Genomic DNA, 15,762 nt, shown 5'->3' with positions numbered 1-15,762 from the left:
GACGAAATCGAATTCTAACGAATTACCGATTTCTGTCCCACTCTCTTTTTAAACTTTTTATAGCTAAACTATCACTAATTATATATATTTTTAAAGTGGTCTTTAGAAATCGTTTTCAACATGCTATACTGGAGCTATAAAAAAGACCGAGATGTCTCAGTCTTTTTGGTTCTTAGTGATCGCGGTCACAGGAGATGAACTTGATCTTGTAGTAGTCACCGCGTTTATAGGTTTCCGTGTATTCAAGGATTTGGCCAGTCGCTTCTAGCTTGGTCGTCTTCACTTGTTTGACTGTTGGGAAATTTTCATCGATCTTCAATACTTTAGCAACCTTGCTTGGTGTAGGAAAGACGATTTCGTTGACTTCTTCGAAGTGCTCGTCATTCATATGAATGTGGTAGTCTTCTTTGAAGCGATCATAGATAGAGCTGTAGTATTCCAAATTTGGATAGTTTGGATTGATGTATTGTTCAGGAACATAGGTTTGGTGGAAGATATAGGTATCATCCCCTGTCTGGCGAGTCCGTTCGATCTTATAGTAGAATTGCGTTGGGTTGAGGCCTAGTTTGTCTAGGATGCTTAAGGTATTTCCACGTTTAATAGAGAGAACTTTGACTTTGGCCTTTTGGATGGGGAAGGTCTCAACATCTGAAAATTCAACCAGTTTGTGTTTTCGAGCACGAGAAACAAAGGTTCCTTTTCCTTGCTGACGGACAATGTAGCCATCAGCAGCGAGGTCGTTCAAAGCACGGACAACGGTGATAGAGCTGACATCATAAATTTTAATGAGTTCAGCTTCAGTATAAAATTTATCTCCATTTTCAAATTTTCCGGAGATAATTTGCTGCTTCAATTCATCTTTGATGTGTTGGTACTTTGGAATTGCCATAGTGCTACCTCTCTTTAGATTTCTCTTATTTAACCCTATTTTAACATATTTTTTATAAAAGTGTTGACATTTTTTAAATAATTTATTATATTAATAAATGAAAAGGGTTACATATAAGAAAGGGGGGCGTTTATGGGAGTTTTTGAGATTCGCGATGCTTTCTATTTAAAAGATCAACCCTTCAAGATTTTATCCGGAGCGATCCATTATTTCCGAATTGACCCAGCAGACTGGTATCATTCCTTGTATAATCTAAAGGCTTTAGGTTTTAACACGGTTGAGACCTATGTCCCTTGGAATGCGCATGAACCCCGCAAAGGACAGTTTGACTTTAGTGGTCGATTGGATTTAGAGCGTTTCATTCAAACAGCCCAGTCCCTAGGACTTTACATGATTGTAAGGCCGTCGCCCTTTATCTGTGCAGAGTGGGAATTTGGTGGATTACCAGCCTGGCTCTTAGAAGAAGACCTGCGAATCCGCTCATCTGACCCAGCCTTTATCGAATCAGTGGATCGTTATTATGATCGCTTGCTTGGCTTGTTGACACCCTACCAAGTGGATCAGGGTGGTCCAATCCTCATGATGCAGGTGGAAAATGAGTACGGCTCTTATGGAGAGGATAAGGATTATCTTCGTGCCATTCGGGATTTGATGAAGGAAAAAGGCGTGACCTGTCCCCTCTTTACATCAGATGGGCCATGGCGAGCAACGCTAAGAACAGGAACCTTGATCGAAGAAGACCTCTTCGTGACGGGAAACTTCGGTTCCAAAGCAGCCTATAACTTTGGTCAGATGCAAGAATTCTTTGACGAATACGGCAAGAAATGGCCATTGATGTGTATGGAATTCTGGGATGGCTGGTTTACCCGCTGGAAGGAACCTGTGATTCAAAGGGACCCAGAGGAGTTGGCAGAAGCTGTCCATGAGGTCTTGGAGCTCGGCTCCATCAATCTCTATATGTTTCATGGCGGGACCAATTTTGGCTTCATGAATGGTTGCTCAGCTCGGGGAACGCTAGACTTGCCACAGGTGACGTCCTATGACTATGGGGCTTTGCTCAATGAGCAGGGCAATCCGACGGAGAAGTATTATGCTATTCAAAAAATGATGGCGACCTATTATCCGGAATACCCACAGCAAGAACCGCTCATCAAAGAGTGTTTGCCAGAACAAACCTTGCAATTGGCAGCCAAGACTAGTCTTTTTGGAAATCTGGACAATTTGGCTCAGGTTGAGACCAGCCTTTATCCCGAAAAGATGGAAGAGTTGGGGCAAACCACAGGTTATCTCCTATATGAGACAGACCTTGAGTTGGATGCGGAAGAAGAAAAATTGCGCATCATTGATGGTCGGGATCGGGTACAAATTTACCTGGATGATCAACATGTAGCAACACAATACCAAACAGAGATCGGTGAAGATCTTTTTATCAAAGGAAAAAAGAAAGCGGTTACGAATTTAAAAATCTTGCTTGAGAATATGGGCCGTGTCAACTATGGTCACAAGCTCTTAGCTGATAGCCAGCACAAGGGCATTCGCACAGGTGTCTGTGTGGATTTGCACTTCCACCTTCATTGGAAGCAGTACCCACTGGATTTACAAGATCTCAGTCAGCTCGATTTTTCAAAGGAATGGCAGGCAGGTGCTCCAGCCTTTTACCGATATGATTTTCAGCTGGACCACAACCTTGACACTTATCTGGATATGACAGGATTTGGGAAAGGGGTCGTCTTTGTCAACGGCCATAACCTTGGTCGCTTCTGGGAGGTCGGACCGACCACTTCACTTTATGTGCCTCATGGTTTCCTCAAAGAAGGAGCCAATAGCCTGATCGTCTTTGAGACAGAAGGGCGTTACCAAGAGACACTTCAACTTGTTCAACAACCTACATTCAAAGAAGTAAAGGGGGAAAACTTATGACTATTGTAGGATGCCGTATTGATGGACGTTTGATCCACGGGCAGGTAGCCAATCTTTGGACTACCAAACTAAATGTTTCACGTATCATGGTGATCGATGATGAAGTCGCTCAAAATGATATCGAAAAAAGTGGCTTGAAACTAGCGACACCGCCGGGTGTTAAGCTCAGTATCTTGCCAGTCGCAAAGGCTGCGGAAAATATCTTGGCTGGAAAATATGATAGCCAACGACTCTTTATCGTAGCTCGCAAACCTGATCGTTTCCTTCGTTTGATCGAAGCAGGCGTTCAGCTTGAAACGCTGAATGTCGGCAATATGTCTCAATCTGATGAGACACGTGCGATTACCCGCTCGATCAATGTGGTGGACGCGGACGTGGAAGATTTCAACAAGATCCACGAAAAAGGTGTAAAGATTACGTCTCAGATGGTGCCAAACGACACTGCAGAAGACTTTATGAAGTTATTAAAGTAAAAGAAAATTTTTAGGAGGAAATTGTCATGATACAATGGTGGCAAATTTTACTACTTACTTTGTACTCAGCTTATCAAATCTGTGATGAGTTGACGATTGTTTCATCAGCAGGATCACCAGTCTTTGCTGGTTTCATTACAGGACTTGTCATGGGAGATTTAAAGACAGGTCTATTTATCGGAGCTTCTCTCCAATTGACAGTGCTCGGTGTTGGTACTTTCGGTGGAGCTTCTCGTATTGACGCCACTTCTGGTGCCGTTCTTGCAACTGCCTTTTCAGTAGCAAAAGGGATTGATCCAGAGATTGCTATTGCTACAATCGCTGTGCCGGTAGCAACTTTGTTGACCTACTTTGATATTCTTGGTCGTATGACTACAACTTACTTCGCTCATCGTGTAGATGCTGCGATCGAACGTTACGACTATAAAGGAATTGAACGCAACTACCTTCTTGGTGCTATTCCTTGGGCTCTTTCTCGAGCTCTCCCAGTTTTCTTCGCTCTTGCTTTTGGTGGAACTTTTGTAGAAACTGTTGTTACAGGTCTTGCTAATGTACAATGGTTGGCAAACGGTTTGAAACTCGCAGGTCAAATGCTTCCAGGTCTTGGATTTGCGATCTTGCTTCGTTACCTTCCTGTTCGTCGTAACCTTCACTACTTAGCACTTGGCTTTGGCTTGACAGCAATGTTGACAGTGCTTTACAGTAATGTTCAAAGCCTTGGTGCTGCAGTGTCTAGCATTGTTGGTTCTGATGTGTTCGCTAAACTTCCAAAAGAACAAGCTATTACTTTTGTTAACAACTTCAAGAGTGTATCTATGATTGGTATTGCCATTATCGGTATCTTCCTTGCAGTACAACACTTCAAAAACAGTCAACGTACAGTCGTAGCTGCTCCAGCAAGCAATGTAGAAAGCGGGGAAATTGAAGATGACGAATTCTAATTACAAACTAACAAAAGAAGATTTTAAACAAATCAACAAACGTAGCCTCTTCACCTTCCAATTGGGTTGGAACTACGAACGGATGCAGGCTTCTGGTTACCTTTATATGCTTTTACCTCAGTTGCGTAAAATGTATGGTGATGGCACTCCAGAATTGAAAGAAATGATGAAATTGCATACGCAATTCTTCAATACTTCACCATTCTTCCACACCATTATCACTGGTTTTGACCTTGCTTTGGAAGAAAAAGATGGTGTCAAATCAAAAGATGCGGTGAACGGGATCAAGACAGGTCTCATGGGACCATTCGCTCCTCTTGGGGACTCAATCTTTGGATCATTGGTACCAGCTATTATGGGTTCAATCGCAGCAACTTTGGCTATTGCAGGAAACCCAGCCGGTATCTTCTTGTGGATCGCTGTGGCAGTTGCTTATGACATTTTCCGTTGGAAACAGTTGGAATTTGCCTATAAAGAAGGAGTTAACCTCATCAACAACATGCAAAGTACCTTGACAGCTTTGATCGACGCAGCTGCCGTTCTGGGTATCTTCATGGTTGGTGCCTTGATTGCCAGCATGATTGGTGTTGAAGTTTCTTGGACTCCACACATTGGGGACAAAGCGATTGAAATTCAAGATATGCTCAACCTTATCTTCCCACGTTTGGTACCAGCTATCATCACAGGTGTAATCTACTGGTTGCTTGGACGTAAGGGTATGAACTCTACAAAAGCTATCTTGCTCATCATCCTTGCAGCAATCGCATTCTCAGCATTTGGCCACTTCTTCTTTGGAATGGCATAATGGAGTAAGGTATGGCAAAAGAGTTAGTATTGGTCAGCCATGGTCGCTTTTGTGAAGAGCTCAAAGCGAGCACAGAGATGATTATGGGACCACAAGAATCCATCCATACGGTTGCACTCTTACCAGAAGAAGGACCAGAAGACTTTACTGCTAAATTCGAAGCAACAGTCCAAGGTCTAGAAGACTATATTGTATTTGCCGATCTCTTGGGAGGAACTCCTTGCAACACCGTGAGCCGCTTGATCCTTGAAGGACGTGCGATTGACTTATACGCAGGGATGAATCTTCCGATGGTTATCGAATTCATCAATAGTAGCCTGACTGGTAATGAAGGGGACTACCCTGAACGTGCAAAAGAAAGTATTGTCAAGGTCAATGACCTCTTGTCAAACCTTGATGATGATGAAGATGAGTAGGTTGGTATGGGAGTCTGGGAGCATCATCTCAGGCTCCTTTCCCATTTATCAACGTTAGATTGTAGAAAGGAACAACAGGTTCTATGTTAGACTATACAAAAGAAGACTTGCAGGAGCTAGGAGCAGAGATCACCACTCGTGAGATTTACCAACAACCAAGGGTTTGGAAAGAAACGGCTCGCTTGTACCAAGAAAGAAAAGCGGAAATCAAAGCTTTCTTAGAAAAGATTGGGCAAGAGCATGACTATATCAAGGTCATCTTGACAGGGGCAGGAACCTCAGCATATGTGGGGGATACCTTGGTTCCTTACTTGCAGGAAGTGCACGATGAACGCCACTGGAATTTTCAATCCATTGCGACGACGGATATCGTAGCTCATCCTCAAACCTATTTGAAAAAAGAGGTTCCGACGGTTTTAGTATCTTTTGCCCGGAGTGGCAATTCGCCAGAAAGTGTCGCAACCGTGCAGTTGGCCCAAGGCTTGGTCGATGAACTTTATCAGATCACCATTACCTGTGCCGAAGAAGGAAAACTGGCCCAGCAAGCCCACGGAGATGAGCGCAATCTCTTGCTTCTCCAACCTAAAGAAACCAATGATGCCGGCTTTGCCATGACCTCTAGCTTTACCTCTATGCTTTTGACAGCTCTCTTGGTCTTTGATCCAAGCGAGGAAGAGATCAAGGAAAAACGAGTAGCAGAGCTGATTCACCTGTCAGAGCAAATCTTGGAGCAGGACCGTGAGGTCAAAGAAGTGGTCGATCTAGATTTTGAGCGCGTGATCTATCTGGGAGCAGGACCTTTCTTTGGCCTAGCCCATGAAGCCCAGCTCAAGATTTTGGAATTAACAGCAGGCAAAATCGCAACCATGTATGAGAGTCCTGTCGGCTTCCGTCACGGTCCAAAATCCCTCATCAATGATCAGACCCTTGTCTTGGTCTTTGGATCCATTGATTCTTATACCCGTCAGTATGATCTGGACTTGGTTCGTGAAGTTGCAGGAGATCAAATTGCCCGTCAAGTTGTCCTCTTGACGGATCAAGTTGCAGGGATCGAGCATGTACGGGAAGTGTTGGTGGAAGCATCAGCAGACTCACTAGATATCTACCGTGCCTTCCCATACATTATCTATGGTCAATTGATTTCTCTCTTGACTTCGCTCAAGGTGCAAAATCGCCCAGATACGCCTTCACCAACTGGTACCGTCAATCGGGTTGTTCAAGGGGTGATCATTCATCCATTTCATAAAGAATAGCCACTAATTTTCTATAAAAAGTGGAGTGTTTCTTCTTGTGAAACTGATACAATGGAGAAAAACAGTGAGAGGAGAAGGTTTGTGAAACAGTATCAAGAAAGCGTGTTTGGGGAATGGCAGAATCAAGAGGTTCGGGCTTATCGCCTCGAAAATGATAAGGGCTACCAATTATCTGTCATGACCTATGGGGCGACGATCTTAGAATATGTGACGCCAGATAAAGAAGATCGGTTTACGAATATTATTCTAGGTTTTGATCGCTTTGAGGACTATGTGGGCAATAGCCCTAAATATGGAGCTAGTATTGGTCCGGTAGCAGGCCGGATTGCAGGGGCCAGCTTTGAGCTTAATGGTCAAAGCTATTACTTGGAAGCCAATAACGGTGCCAACTGTAACCACAGTGGAACAACGGGTTGGGACAGCGCTTTGTTTAGCGTGGAGTCGGTAACGGATCAGGAAATCACCCTGTACACAGAGCGTGCAGATGGAACCGGTGGTTTCCCTGGAAATCTCAAGGTCTGGGTAACCTATGGTTTGACGGAAGATGGTGAACTTGAGATTGCTTATCGGGTAGAGACAGATCAAGACAGCTTGGTCAACCCGACCAACCACAGCTATTTCAACCTATCTGGAAACTTCACCCAGCCGATCAATGACCATGTCTTTCAGATCAACCATCAAGGGCTTTACCCTATCCATCCAGACGGTGTTCCTCTTCAGACCGTGGATAGAGAAAGTCCGGTTGTTCAGCATCTTTACCAAGCTATGCTCTTGGAGGATCTTTTTAAGGACTCTGATCCGCAAATCCGTCTGGTAGAAGGATTAGACCATCCATTTGCTCTTCCAGAAGGGCATGAAAATGCTGGCTTTCTTTACCATCAGCCATCTGGACGTTTCTTGACCTTCAGGTCAGAAGCCCCAGCCTTGGTGGTATATTCAGCGAATTTCGTAGACGAAACTGTTCATCTGCAAGGGCAACCAATGGTTCAGCACAATGGCTTGGCTCTAGAATTTCAAACAGTGCCAGACGCCATTCACAGTGACCAAGCTGAAAAGGTCATCTTGAGGGCAGGTCAAGTCTTCACCAGCAAGACTAGCTACCATGCCATCGCTAAGAAATAAGGAGGAAAGGGGTGACCCAAACAAGGATGTGAAATCCTTGCTTGGGACCTCCTCTTTTTCTCGAAAAAGATTTTTTAGAAAAACTATAAGGAAAGTTTAAGCTTCCTATCGTATACTAATACCATCATCAAAGACCTCCTAACTTTGAATGATAAAACTCCTAAAACTTTTTCATAATAATCTCCCTATAAGAGCCACCAAAACCGGTGGCTTTTTTTTCTATGTACCTTAGCGAACGTTAGTGAGCTTAGGTACATTGATGCAGTTTGAGCGGAGTGAAAACTACGTTCCTTATTTCTTAGCAAACGTTAGTGAGTTTAGGTATGTTGACGCAGTTCGAACGCTAGTGAGAACTACGATCTTTAAAAAACACATTCTATTTATGGTACCGAAGGTATCATTTTTTGCTATAATAGACTGTATGAGTAGAATTTTAGACAATGAAATCATGGGCGATGAAGAGGCCGTTGAACGGACGTTGCGCCCGCAATATTTACATGAATATATTGGTCAAGATAAGGTCAAGGACCAGCTGAAAATCTTTATTGAGGCGGCTAAGCTTCGGGATGAAGCGCTGGATCATGTCCTTCTTTTTGGCCCTCCGGGGCTTGGGAAAACCACCATGGCTTTTGTCATTGCTAATGAACTGGGCGTCAATCTCAAGCAGACTTCTGGTCCTGTCATTGAAAAGGCTGGTGACCTGGTAGCTATCCTCAATGATCTAGAGCCGGGCGATGTTCTCTTTATCGATGAGATTCACCGTCTGCCTATGTCAGTCGAGGAAGTGCTTTACAGCGCCATGGAAGATTTTTATATCGACATTATGATTGGCGCTGGTGAGAGCAGCCGGAGTGTCCATCTGGACCTTCCTCCTTTCACTTTGATTGGGGCGACAACGCGAGCTGGTATGCTGTCCAATCCCTTGCGCGCTCGCTTTGGGATTACCGGACACATGGAATACTATGAGCAGGATGATCTGACAGAGATTGTCGAGCGGACCGCCGAGATCTTTGAGATGGAGATTACCCACGAAGCTGCCGAAGAGCTTTCTCTTCGTAGTCGGGGGACCCCTCGGATTGCCAACCGTTTGCTCAAACGGGTGCGCGATTTTGCTCAGATTATGGGCGACGGCTTGATTGACGACACCATTACAGACAAGGCCCTCTCTATGCTGGATGTGGACCATGAAGGACTGGACTATGTCGATCAAAAGATCCTGCGTACCATGATTGAGATGTATGGGGGTGGGCCGGTTGGTCTTGGGACCCTATCGGTCAATATTGCTGAAGAACGCGAGACTGTAGAAGATATGTATGAGCCTTACTTGATTCAAAAAGGCTTTATCATGCGGACCCGGACAGGGCGCGTGGCGACCCGCAAGGCCTATGAACACCTGGGTTACCCCTACAATGGAGACTAGAAGAAGATGCTGACGGAAGAAACAATAGTAGAACAGATCCAAGCGGATCCGGAGATGATGACTGTCTTGGCCATTATTCGAGATCTAGACTTGGCAGATGCCTGGTTAGCAGCGGGCGCGGTGCGCAATTTCGTCTGGAACCAGCTTTCTGGCAGACCAGGGTTTGATGCGACGACAGATCTGGATCTGGTCTTTTATGACCCTACGATCAGTTATGAGGAGACTCTGCAGATCGAGCAGGAATTAAAGAAGACCTATCCCCAGTACGCTTGGGAAGTGAAAAATCAAGTCTACATGCACCAGCATAGCCCGGGGACAGCTCCATATCGCAGTGCCTGTGATGCGGTTTCCAAATACCCCGAGCAGTGTACGGCACTTGCAGTTCGCTTAAGGAAAGAGGATCAGCTAGAGCTCTTTCTCCCTTATGGGACAAAGGATATCGAAGACTTCATCGTTCAGCCGACTCCGCATTTTTTAGCCAGTCCAGAGCGTTTAGCGGTTTATACAGAGCGGATGAAAAAGAAAAATTGGCAGAGTAAATGGCCTCCATTAGAGGTTCGTTTTCCAAAATAGAGAAACAGATCAGATTTGAAAAAAGGAATCTGATTTTTCTTTAAAATGATGGAGCCCCTTTGTCATCTTTCTGTCACATTTTTGTTATAATAGTAATAGTATGCTGGTTTTCCATAGTGGAAAGCGAAGGGCTCAGCTAGGTTGGGCAGTCCGAACAAGGAGTTAGGTGGAATCATGAAAAAAATCGTCTTTGTCTGCTTAGGAAATATTTGTCGGAGCCCCATGGCGGAGTTTGTCATGAAGGACTTGACGGATCAGTATGAGATTGAAAGTCGGGCCACCTCGAGCTGGGAACATGGCAATCCCATCCATCGGGGAACCCAGAAAATCTTTCAACAACACCAGGTCCCATATGATCCAGCCAAGACGTCCTTACAGATCAAGGAAGAGGATTTTTACAACTTTGATTTGATCCTAGGGATGGACGAAAACAATGTAGCAGATCTGAAGCAAATGGCTCCTGCAGGAACAGAACACAAGATTCATCTTTTTGCTGCTGAAAGTGTGCCAGATCCGTGGTATACCGGTGATTTTGAGGAGACCTATTCCAGAGTCCTGACTGGCTGTAAGGCTTGGTTGGATCAGCTAGCCACTTCCTAAGAGTTTGATATGTGAGAGAATACAGAATATGAAAGAATTTTATGAGACTTATAAGGTCTATCTGACAAGAAAAAATTTAGAAATAGCAGCATTAGTCGTGATTATTCTATCTGCTTTGCTGGTTTTCCTTTCAGCCATTCCAGGTAAGGGCGTCTTGACCTTGGACAAGGGGGCGATCCGTTATGACGGAAGTCTGGTCCGTGGCAAGATGAATGGCAAGGGAACTGTCACCTTCAAAAACGGGGATACCTATACAGGCAACCTCGTCAATGGCTCCTTTAGTGGTTATGGTAAGTTTAAGTCCAAGGATGGATGGACCTATGAGGGACAGTTTGTCAATGGCCAGCCGGAGGGCAAAGGAACCTTAACAACAGAAGCCAACGTCGTATACAAAGGAACATTCAAGCAGGGGATTTATCAAAATGCGCATTAAATGGTTTTCACTAGTCCGTGTTACAGGACTCTTATTGGTATTGCTTTACCATTTCTTCCAAAAAGCCTTTCCTGGAGGCTTCATTGGGGTAGATATTTTCTTCACCTTCTCAGGATTTTTGATTACAGCGCTCTTGATCGATGAATTTGCGCGCAAGCAAGGAATCGACTACCTGGCATTCTTGAAACGGCGCTTTTACCGGATCGTACCACCCCTTGTCTTTATGGTCTTGGTCGTGATGCCCTTTACCTTTATGGTCCAACGGGACTACGTGGCTGGTATTGGGACTCAGATTGCGGCGGTCTTCGGTTTTGTGACCAATTTCTTTGAGATGGCAACGGGTGGTAGTTACGAAAGCAACTTCATTCCGCATCTCTTCCTTCATACCTGGAGTTTGGCCCTAGAAGTGCATTACTATGTGCTCTGGGCACTTTTGGCATGGTTCTTGGCTAAGCGGGCTAAGACGGTTGGAAAGTACCGAGGCATGCTCTTCTTAGCATCCAGCGGGCTCTTTCTCTTTACCTTCTTGTCTATGTTCATCCGCGCCTTTCTGACAGCTAATTTCTCCACCATCTATTTTTCTAGCTTCACTCATATCTTCCCCTTCTTTGCGGGATCGTGTCTAGCAACGGTGACAGGGATTGCCAATGTCAGCCCGAACTTTACAAAATTGGTGCAGTCTTGGAGTATGAAAAAGACCTTGTCAGTCTTGGGTGGAAGCTTTGCCTTCTTGTTTGTGCTCAGTCTTTTCTTGCCATTTGATAGCTTGTGGACCTATCTGTTTGGCTTTTTAGCGGCAACCATCGCAGCTTGTGCCATGATTCTGTCGGCCCGTATTCTCCATGAAAAGACACCAGATAAAAAGGAACCAGCCATCCTCAATTTCTTGGCAGATACCAGTTATGGCGTTTATCTTTTCCACTGGCCTTTCTTTATCATCTTCTCTCAACACTTGGGAAATATGATGGCAGCCCTTGTGACGACGATTGTTTCCTTGATTCTAACGGCTCTTTCCTTCTATATTTTGGAGCCAACTATTGCAGGCAAGGAGCCTCGTGTCTTTGGTATGAAGATGGATCTTAGCTTTTTGACCAAGCCGATCTTTTACCTCATGATTCCATTGGCTCTCTTGATGGTTGGAATCTCCGCCTTTGCACCAACCGTTGGAGCTTTTGATGAGAGCTTGGTAGTGAGTGGGCTCAATCAAGCAGACAGCAAAATGCAGGTCACACGGACGCAGGTGGACAATGCGACTGCAACAGACTATAACGTCTCAAATGGTGTGACCATGATCGGGGATTCGGTTAACTTGCGAGCGCAGGACTATCTAACCAAAGCGATCCCGGGCATCCAGATTGATGCAGTGGTGAGCCGTCAGTTGGAAAATGGAATGAAGGTCTTTGAAACCGATATCTCCAATAAAGTTCTCCTAAAAAATGTGGTCATTGCCCTAGGAACCAATACTGTAAGCAACTACAAAGAATTGCTGGATCAGTATGTTGAGAAACTTCCAAAAGGCCGTCGCTTGATCCTTGTGACACCATATGATGGTCGCTATGCCAACGATCAGTCCAGTGAATCGGTTCAAACGCGTCTTTATGAGTTGGAACTAGCCAAGAAATACGACTTTATCACGATTGCGGACTGGTACCAAGTAGCAATTGAAAATCCAAATATTTGGGTGGGAACAGACTCTGTTCACTTCAATATGGAAACCAATGGTGGGGAACTCTATGCTCAAACAGTCAAAGAAGCCCTTGATAAGGCCGAAAAAGGTCCGGTCAAGAAGTAAAAATGCTTCTCTGAAACTGAAACAAAACAAATCCTAACAAAATAAAACAAAAAGCAACTTTTTACTTGTAAAAAGCGGCTTTTTTTAGTAAGATTAAGAAAACGCTTACATAAATCAATTGAAAATATCACTTTGTGATGAAAAAAATTTTTTAATTATTTTTTCACAATTTTGCTAGATGGTTACTTTCACAGCAATAGGATTGATAAAATTTTCACAAACTTCAAAAAAATCTTTGTGAAAGTTGCTTGGAAGTGTTTACAAAAATCTCAAAATAGAGTACAATTATATTGTGAAATAATTAACAAATCGAAATTTCTTACACTATTCTTGAAAATTTCCGAAAACATGAAAAAAGTTCTAGAAAAGGATAAGGGTTTCAAACATTGGAGGAAAGCATCAAATGGCTGATAAAAAAACTCTCTCACCTGAAGAAAAGAAACTCGCTGCTGAAAAACACGTAGACGAGTTGGTGCAAAAAGCGCTCGTAGCGCTTGAAGAAATGCGCAAATTGAACCAGGAGCAAGTGGACTACATTGTAGCGAAAGCATCTGTAGCTGCTCTTGACGCACACGGTGAGCTCGCTCTTCATGCTTATGAAGAAACTGGTCGTGGGGTCTTTGAAGACAAGGCGACGAAGAACTTATTCGCTTGTGAACACGTTGTGAACAACATGCGTCACACCAAGACAGTTGGTGTCATTTCAGAAGATGATGTCACTGGTTTAACTTTGATTGCGGAGCCAGTCGGAGTTGTCTGTGGGATCACTCCTACAACAAACCCTACTTCAACAGCAATCTTTAAAGCATTGATTTCCTTGAAGACACGGAACCCTATCGTCTTTGCCTTCCACCCATCTGCTCAAGAATCATCTGCTCATGCGGCACGAATCGTACGCGATGCGGCAATTGCAGCTGGAGCACCTGAGAACTGTGTGCAATGGATTACCCAACCTTCTATGGAAGCAACCAGTGCCCTTATGAACCATGAAGGAGTTGCTACGATCCTTGCGACTGGTGGGAATGCCATGGTTAAAGCGGCATACTCATGTGGGAAGCCAGCTCTTGGGGTAGGTGCCGGAAACGTTCCTGCCTATGTTGAAAAATCAGCTAACATCCGCCAAGCAGCACACGATATCGTTATGTCTAAATCATTTGACAATGGTATGGTCTGTGCATCTGAACAAGCGGTTATCATCGATAAAGAAATCTACGATGAGTTTGTTGAAGAATTCAAATCTTACCACACTTACTTTGTCAACAAAAAAGAAAAAGCCCTTCTTGAAGAGTTCTGCTTCGGTGTGAAAGCCAACAGCAAGAACTGTGCGGGTGCGAAATTGAATGCGGACATCGTTGGGAAACCAGCAGCATGGATCGCAGAACAAGCTGGCTTCTCAGTTCCAGAAGGAACCAATATCCTTGCGGCAGAATGTAAAGAAGTTGGTGAAAAAGAGCCTTTGACTCGTGAAAAATTGTCACCAGTCATCGCTGTCTTGAAATCTGAAAGCCGTGAAGACGGAATTAACAAAGCTCGCCAAATGGTTGAATTCAACGGTCTTGGTCACTCAGCTGCTATCCATACAGCAGACGAAGAATTGACCAAAGAATTTGGTAAAGCAGTTAAAGCCATTCGTGTGATCTGCAACTCTCCTTCGACTTTCGGTGGTATCGGGGATGTTTACAATGCCTTCTTGCCATCATTGACACTTGGATGTGGTTCTTACGGACGCAACTCTGTTGGGGACAACGTTAGTGCCATCAACCTCTTGAATATCAAAAAAGTCGGACGCCGGAGAAATAACATGCAATGGATGAAACTTCCTTCAAAAACATACTTTGAACGTGATTCAATTGAATACCTACAAAAATGTCGTGACGTTGAACGTGTCATGATCGTTACAGACCACGCTATGGTAGAGCTTGGTTTCCTTGATCGTATCATCGAACAGCTTGACCTTCGTCGCAACAAGGTAGTTTACCAAATCTTTGCAGACGTTGAACCAGATCCAGATATCACAACTGTTGAACGTGGTACAGAGATCATGCGTGCCTTCAAACCAGATACTATCGTCGCTCTCGGCGGTGGATCTCCAATGGATGCGGCTAAAGTAATGTGGCTCTTCTATGAACAACCAGAAGTGGACTTCCGTGACCTTGTACAAAAATTCATGGATATCCGTAAACGTGCCTTCAAATTCCCATTGCTTGGTAAGAAAACTAAATTCATCGCGATCCCAACTACATCTGGTACAGGATCTGAAGTAACTCCATTTGCCGTTATCTCTGATAAAGCAAACAACCGTAAATACCCAATCGCAGACTACTCATTGACTCCAACAGTTGCCATCGTAGACCCTGCCTTGGTATTGACAGTTCCTGGATCTGTTGCAGCAGACACTGGTATGGACGTCTTGACGCACGCGACAGAAGCTTATGTATCACAAATGGCTAGCGACTTCACAGATGGTCTTGCTCTTCAAGCCATCAAACTTGTCTTTGAAAACTTGGAAAGCTCAGTCAAGAATGCGGACTTCCATTCACGCGAAAAGATGCACAATGCGTCAACCATCGCAGGTATGGCCTTCGCCAATGCCTTCCTCGGTATTTCTCACTCAATGGCCCACAAGATCGGTGCGCAATTCCACACCATCCACGGACGGACCAATGCCATCTTGCTTCCATACGTTATCCGCTACAACGGTACACGCCCAGCCAAGACAGCTACATGGCCTAAGTACAACTACTACCGTGCAGATGAAAAATACCAAGATATCGCTCGTATGCTAGGACTTCCATGCTCTACTCCAGAAGAAGCCGTTGAAGCTTACGCAAAAGCTGTATACGAACTCGGTGAACGCTGTGGTATCGAAATGAACTTCAAAGCACAAGGCATCGATGAAAAAGAATGGAAGAAACATTCTCGTGAATTGGCCTTCCTTGCTTACGAAGATCAATGTTCACCAGCCAACCCACGTCTTCCAATGGTAGACCATATGCAAGAAATCATCGAAGATGCTTACTATGGTTACAAGGAACGTCCAGGACGTCGTAAATAAGACGCCAAGGAACAACTGATGTTTATCAGCTATCCCTCACTCGTAAGAGTGGGGGATTTTTGCTATTTGG

The 15,762-nt window shown here is 44.4% G+C and carries 13 protein-coding genes and 2 pseudogenes; 14 read left to right on the top strand and 1 reads right to left on the bottom strand.

The window, feature by feature from the left end; all coding sequences use genetic code 11:
- Nucleotides 1–172: 172 nt before the first annotated feature.
- Nucleotides 173–889, bottom strand: a complete 717-nt coding sequence (locus ADG03_RS08040) for a GntR family transcriptional regulator (protein WP_049472675.1) — start codon at nt 887–889, stop codon at nt 173–175.
- A gap of 132 nt (nt 890–1,021) precedes the next feature.
- Here ADG03_RS08040 and ADG03_RS08035 point away from each other — a divergent pair, with 132 nt between their 5' ends.
- The 14 genes and pseudogenes from ADG03_RS08035 to adhE all read left to right on the top strand — a co-directional run bounded on the left by ADG03_RS08035 (nt 1,022) and on the right by adhE (nt 15,692).
- Entirely contained in the window at nt 1,022–2,809 is a 1,788-nt protein-coding gene (locus ADG03_RS08035; protein WP_049472674.1) for a glycoside hydrolase family 35 protein, read from the top strand.
- On the top strand, nt 2,806–3,282 hold the full coding sequence (locus ADG03_RS08030) for a PTS sugar transporter subunit IIB (RefSeq protein WP_003009322.1): 477 nt from the start codon (nt 2,806–2,808) through the stop codon (nt 3,280–3,282). Before ADG03_RS08035 ends, ADG03_RS08030 begins: the two co-directional genes overlap by 4 nt.
- 26 nt (nt 3,283–3,308) lie before the next feature.
- Nucleotides 3,309–4,223 carry a PTS mannose/fructose/sorbose/N-acetylgalactosamine transporter subunit IIC gene (locus ADG03_RS08025; RefSeq protein ID WP_049472673.1) on the top strand — a complete coding sequence of 305 codons (915 nt, stop codon included), beginning with the start codon at nt 3,309–3,311 and terminating at the stop codon, nt 4,221–4,223.
- Nucleotides 4,210–5,028, top strand: a complete 819-nt coding sequence (locus ADG03_RS08020) for a PTS system mannose/fructose/sorbose family transporter subunit IID (protein WP_023920055.1) — start codon at nt 4,210–4,212, stop codon at nt 5,026–5,028. Before ADG03_RS08025 ends, ADG03_RS08020 begins: the two co-directional genes overlap by 14 nt.
- Nucleotides 5,029–5,039: 11 nt before the next feature.
- Nucleotides 5,040–5,444, top strand: coding sequence for a PTS sugar transporter subunit IIA (locus ADG03_RS08015; protein WP_003002366.1), 405 nt, complete (start codon nt 5,040–5,042; stop codon nt 5,442–5,444).
- A gap of 83 nt (nt 5,445–5,527) precedes the next feature.
- Nucleotides 5,528–6,119: pseudogene (locus ADG03_RS12015) on the top strand (SIS domain-containing protein); the annotation flags it as partial.
- A gap of 65 nt (nt 6,120–6,184) precedes the next feature.
- Nucleotides 6,185–6,697 (top strand): annotated as a pseudogene (locus ADG03_RS12010) (SIS domain-containing protein); the annotation flags it as partial.
- Between the two features lie 81 nt (nt 6,698–6,778).
- The gene (locus ADG03_RS08005) at nt 6,779–7,819 is read left to right on the top strand and encodes an aldose epimerase family protein (RefSeq protein WP_049472671.1); all 1,041 of its coding nucleotides are present in this window, start codon (nt 6,779–6,781) and stop codon (nt 7,817–7,819) included.
- Nucleotides 7,820–8,240: 421 nt separating this feature from the next.
- On the top strand, nt 8,241–9,239 hold the full coding sequence (gene ruvB / locus ADG03_RS08000) for a Holliday junction branch migration DNA helicase RuvB (protein WP_021154208.1): 999 nt from the start codon (nt 8,241–8,243) through the stop codon (nt 9,237–9,239).
- A 6-nt stretch (nt 9,240–9,245) separates the two neighbouring features.
- Entirely contained in the window at nt 9,246–9,812 is a 567-nt protein-coding gene (locus ADG03_RS07995; RefSeq protein WP_049472670.1) for a nucleotidyltransferase family protein, read from the top strand.
- Nucleotides 9,813–9,986: 174 nt separating this feature from the next.
- Nucleotides 9,987–10,412: a low molecular weight protein-tyrosine-phosphatase gene (locus ADG03_RS07990; protein WP_049472669.1), complete on the top strand. Its 426-nt coding sequence runs from the start codon at nt 9,987–9,989 to the stop codon at nt 10,410–10,412.
- 28 nt (nt 10,413–10,440) lie between these two features.
- Nucleotides 10,441–10,845 (top strand): MORN repeat-containing protein, encoded by a 405-nt coding sequence (locus ADG03_RS07985; protein ID WP_049472668.1) that lies wholly within the window; start codon nt 10,441–10,443, stop codon nt 10,843–10,845.
- Complete coding sequence (locus tag ADG03_RS07980; protein WP_049472667.1) at nt 10,835–12,637, top strand: acyltransferase family protein; 1,803 nt, start codon at nt 10,835–10,837, stop codon at nt 12,635–12,637. The genes ADG03_RS07985 and ADG03_RS07980 overlap by 11 nt, the downstream gene beginning before the upstream one ends.
- A gap of 403 nt (nt 12,638–13,040) precedes the next feature.
- Nucleotides 13,041–15,692: a bifunctional acetaldehyde-CoA/alcohol dehydrogenase gene (gene adhE, locus ADG03_RS07970; RefSeq protein ID WP_049472665.1), complete on the top strand. Its 2,652-nt coding sequence runs from the start codon at nt 13,041–13,043 to the stop codon at nt 15,690–15,692.
- Nucleotides 15,693–15,762: the final 70 nt, after the last annotated feature.

Origin of the sequence: Streptococcus parasanguinis (assembly GCF_001069785.1) — a bacterium.
In the GTDB taxonomy this organism is placed as follows: Bacteria; Bacillota; Bacilli; order Lactobacillales; family Streptococcaceae; genus Streptococcus; species Streptococcus parasanguinis_T.
This window is presented reverse-complemented; position numbering and strand designations above follow the sequence as displayed.

What these genes read in the sequence shown, in the direction of transcription:
- ADG03_RS08040 (WP_049472675.1), bottom strand. Translation starts at nt 889, where the DNA reads ATGGCAATTCCAAAGTACCAACACATCAAAGATGAATTGAAGCAGCAA.
- ADG03_RS08035 (WP_049472674.1), top strand. Translation starts at nt 1,022, where the DNA reads ATGGGAGTTTTTGAGATTCGCGATGCTTTCTATTTAAAAGATCAACCC.
- ADG03_RS08030 (WP_003009322.1), top strand. Translation starts at nt 2,806, where the DNA reads ATGACTATTGTAGGATGCCGTATTGATGGACGTTTGATCCACGGGCAG.
- ADG03_RS08025 (WP_049472673.1), top strand. Translation starts at nt 3,309, where the DNA reads ATGATACAATGGTGGCAAATTTTACTACTTACTTTGTACTCAGCTTAT.
- ADG03_RS08020 (WP_023920055.1), top strand. Translation starts at nt 4,210, where the DNA reads ATGACGAATTCTAATTACAAACTAACAAAAGAAGATTTTAAACAAATC.
- ADG03_RS08015 (WP_003002366.1), top strand. Translation starts at nt 5,040, where the DNA reads ATGGCAAAAGAGTTAGTATTGGTCAGCCATGGTCGCTTTTGTGAAGAG.
- ruvB (WP_021154208.1), top strand. Translation starts at nt 8,241, where the DNA reads ATGAGTAGAATTTTAGACAATGAAATCATGGGCGATGAAGAGGCCGTT.
- ADG03_RS07995 (WP_049472670.1), top strand. Translation starts at nt 9,246, where the DNA reads ATGCTGACGGAAGAAACAATAGTAGAACAGATCCAAGCGGATCCGGAG.
- ADG03_RS07990 (WP_049472669.1), top strand. Translation starts at nt 9,987, where the DNA reads ATGAAAAAAATCGTCTTTGTCTGCTTAGGAAATATTTGTCGGAGCCCC.
- ADG03_RS07985 (WP_049472668.1), top strand. Translation starts at nt 10,441, where the DNA reads ATGAAAGAATTTTATGAGACTTATAAGGTCTATCTGACAAGAAAAAAT.
- ADG03_RS07980 (WP_049472667.1), top strand. Translation starts at nt 10,835, where the DNA reads ATGCGCATTAAATGGTTTTCACTAGTCCGTGTTACAGGACTCTTATTG.
- adhE (WP_049472665.1), top strand. Translation starts at nt 13,041, where the DNA reads ATGGCTGATAAAAAAACTCTCTCACCTGAAGAAAAGAAACTCGCTGCT.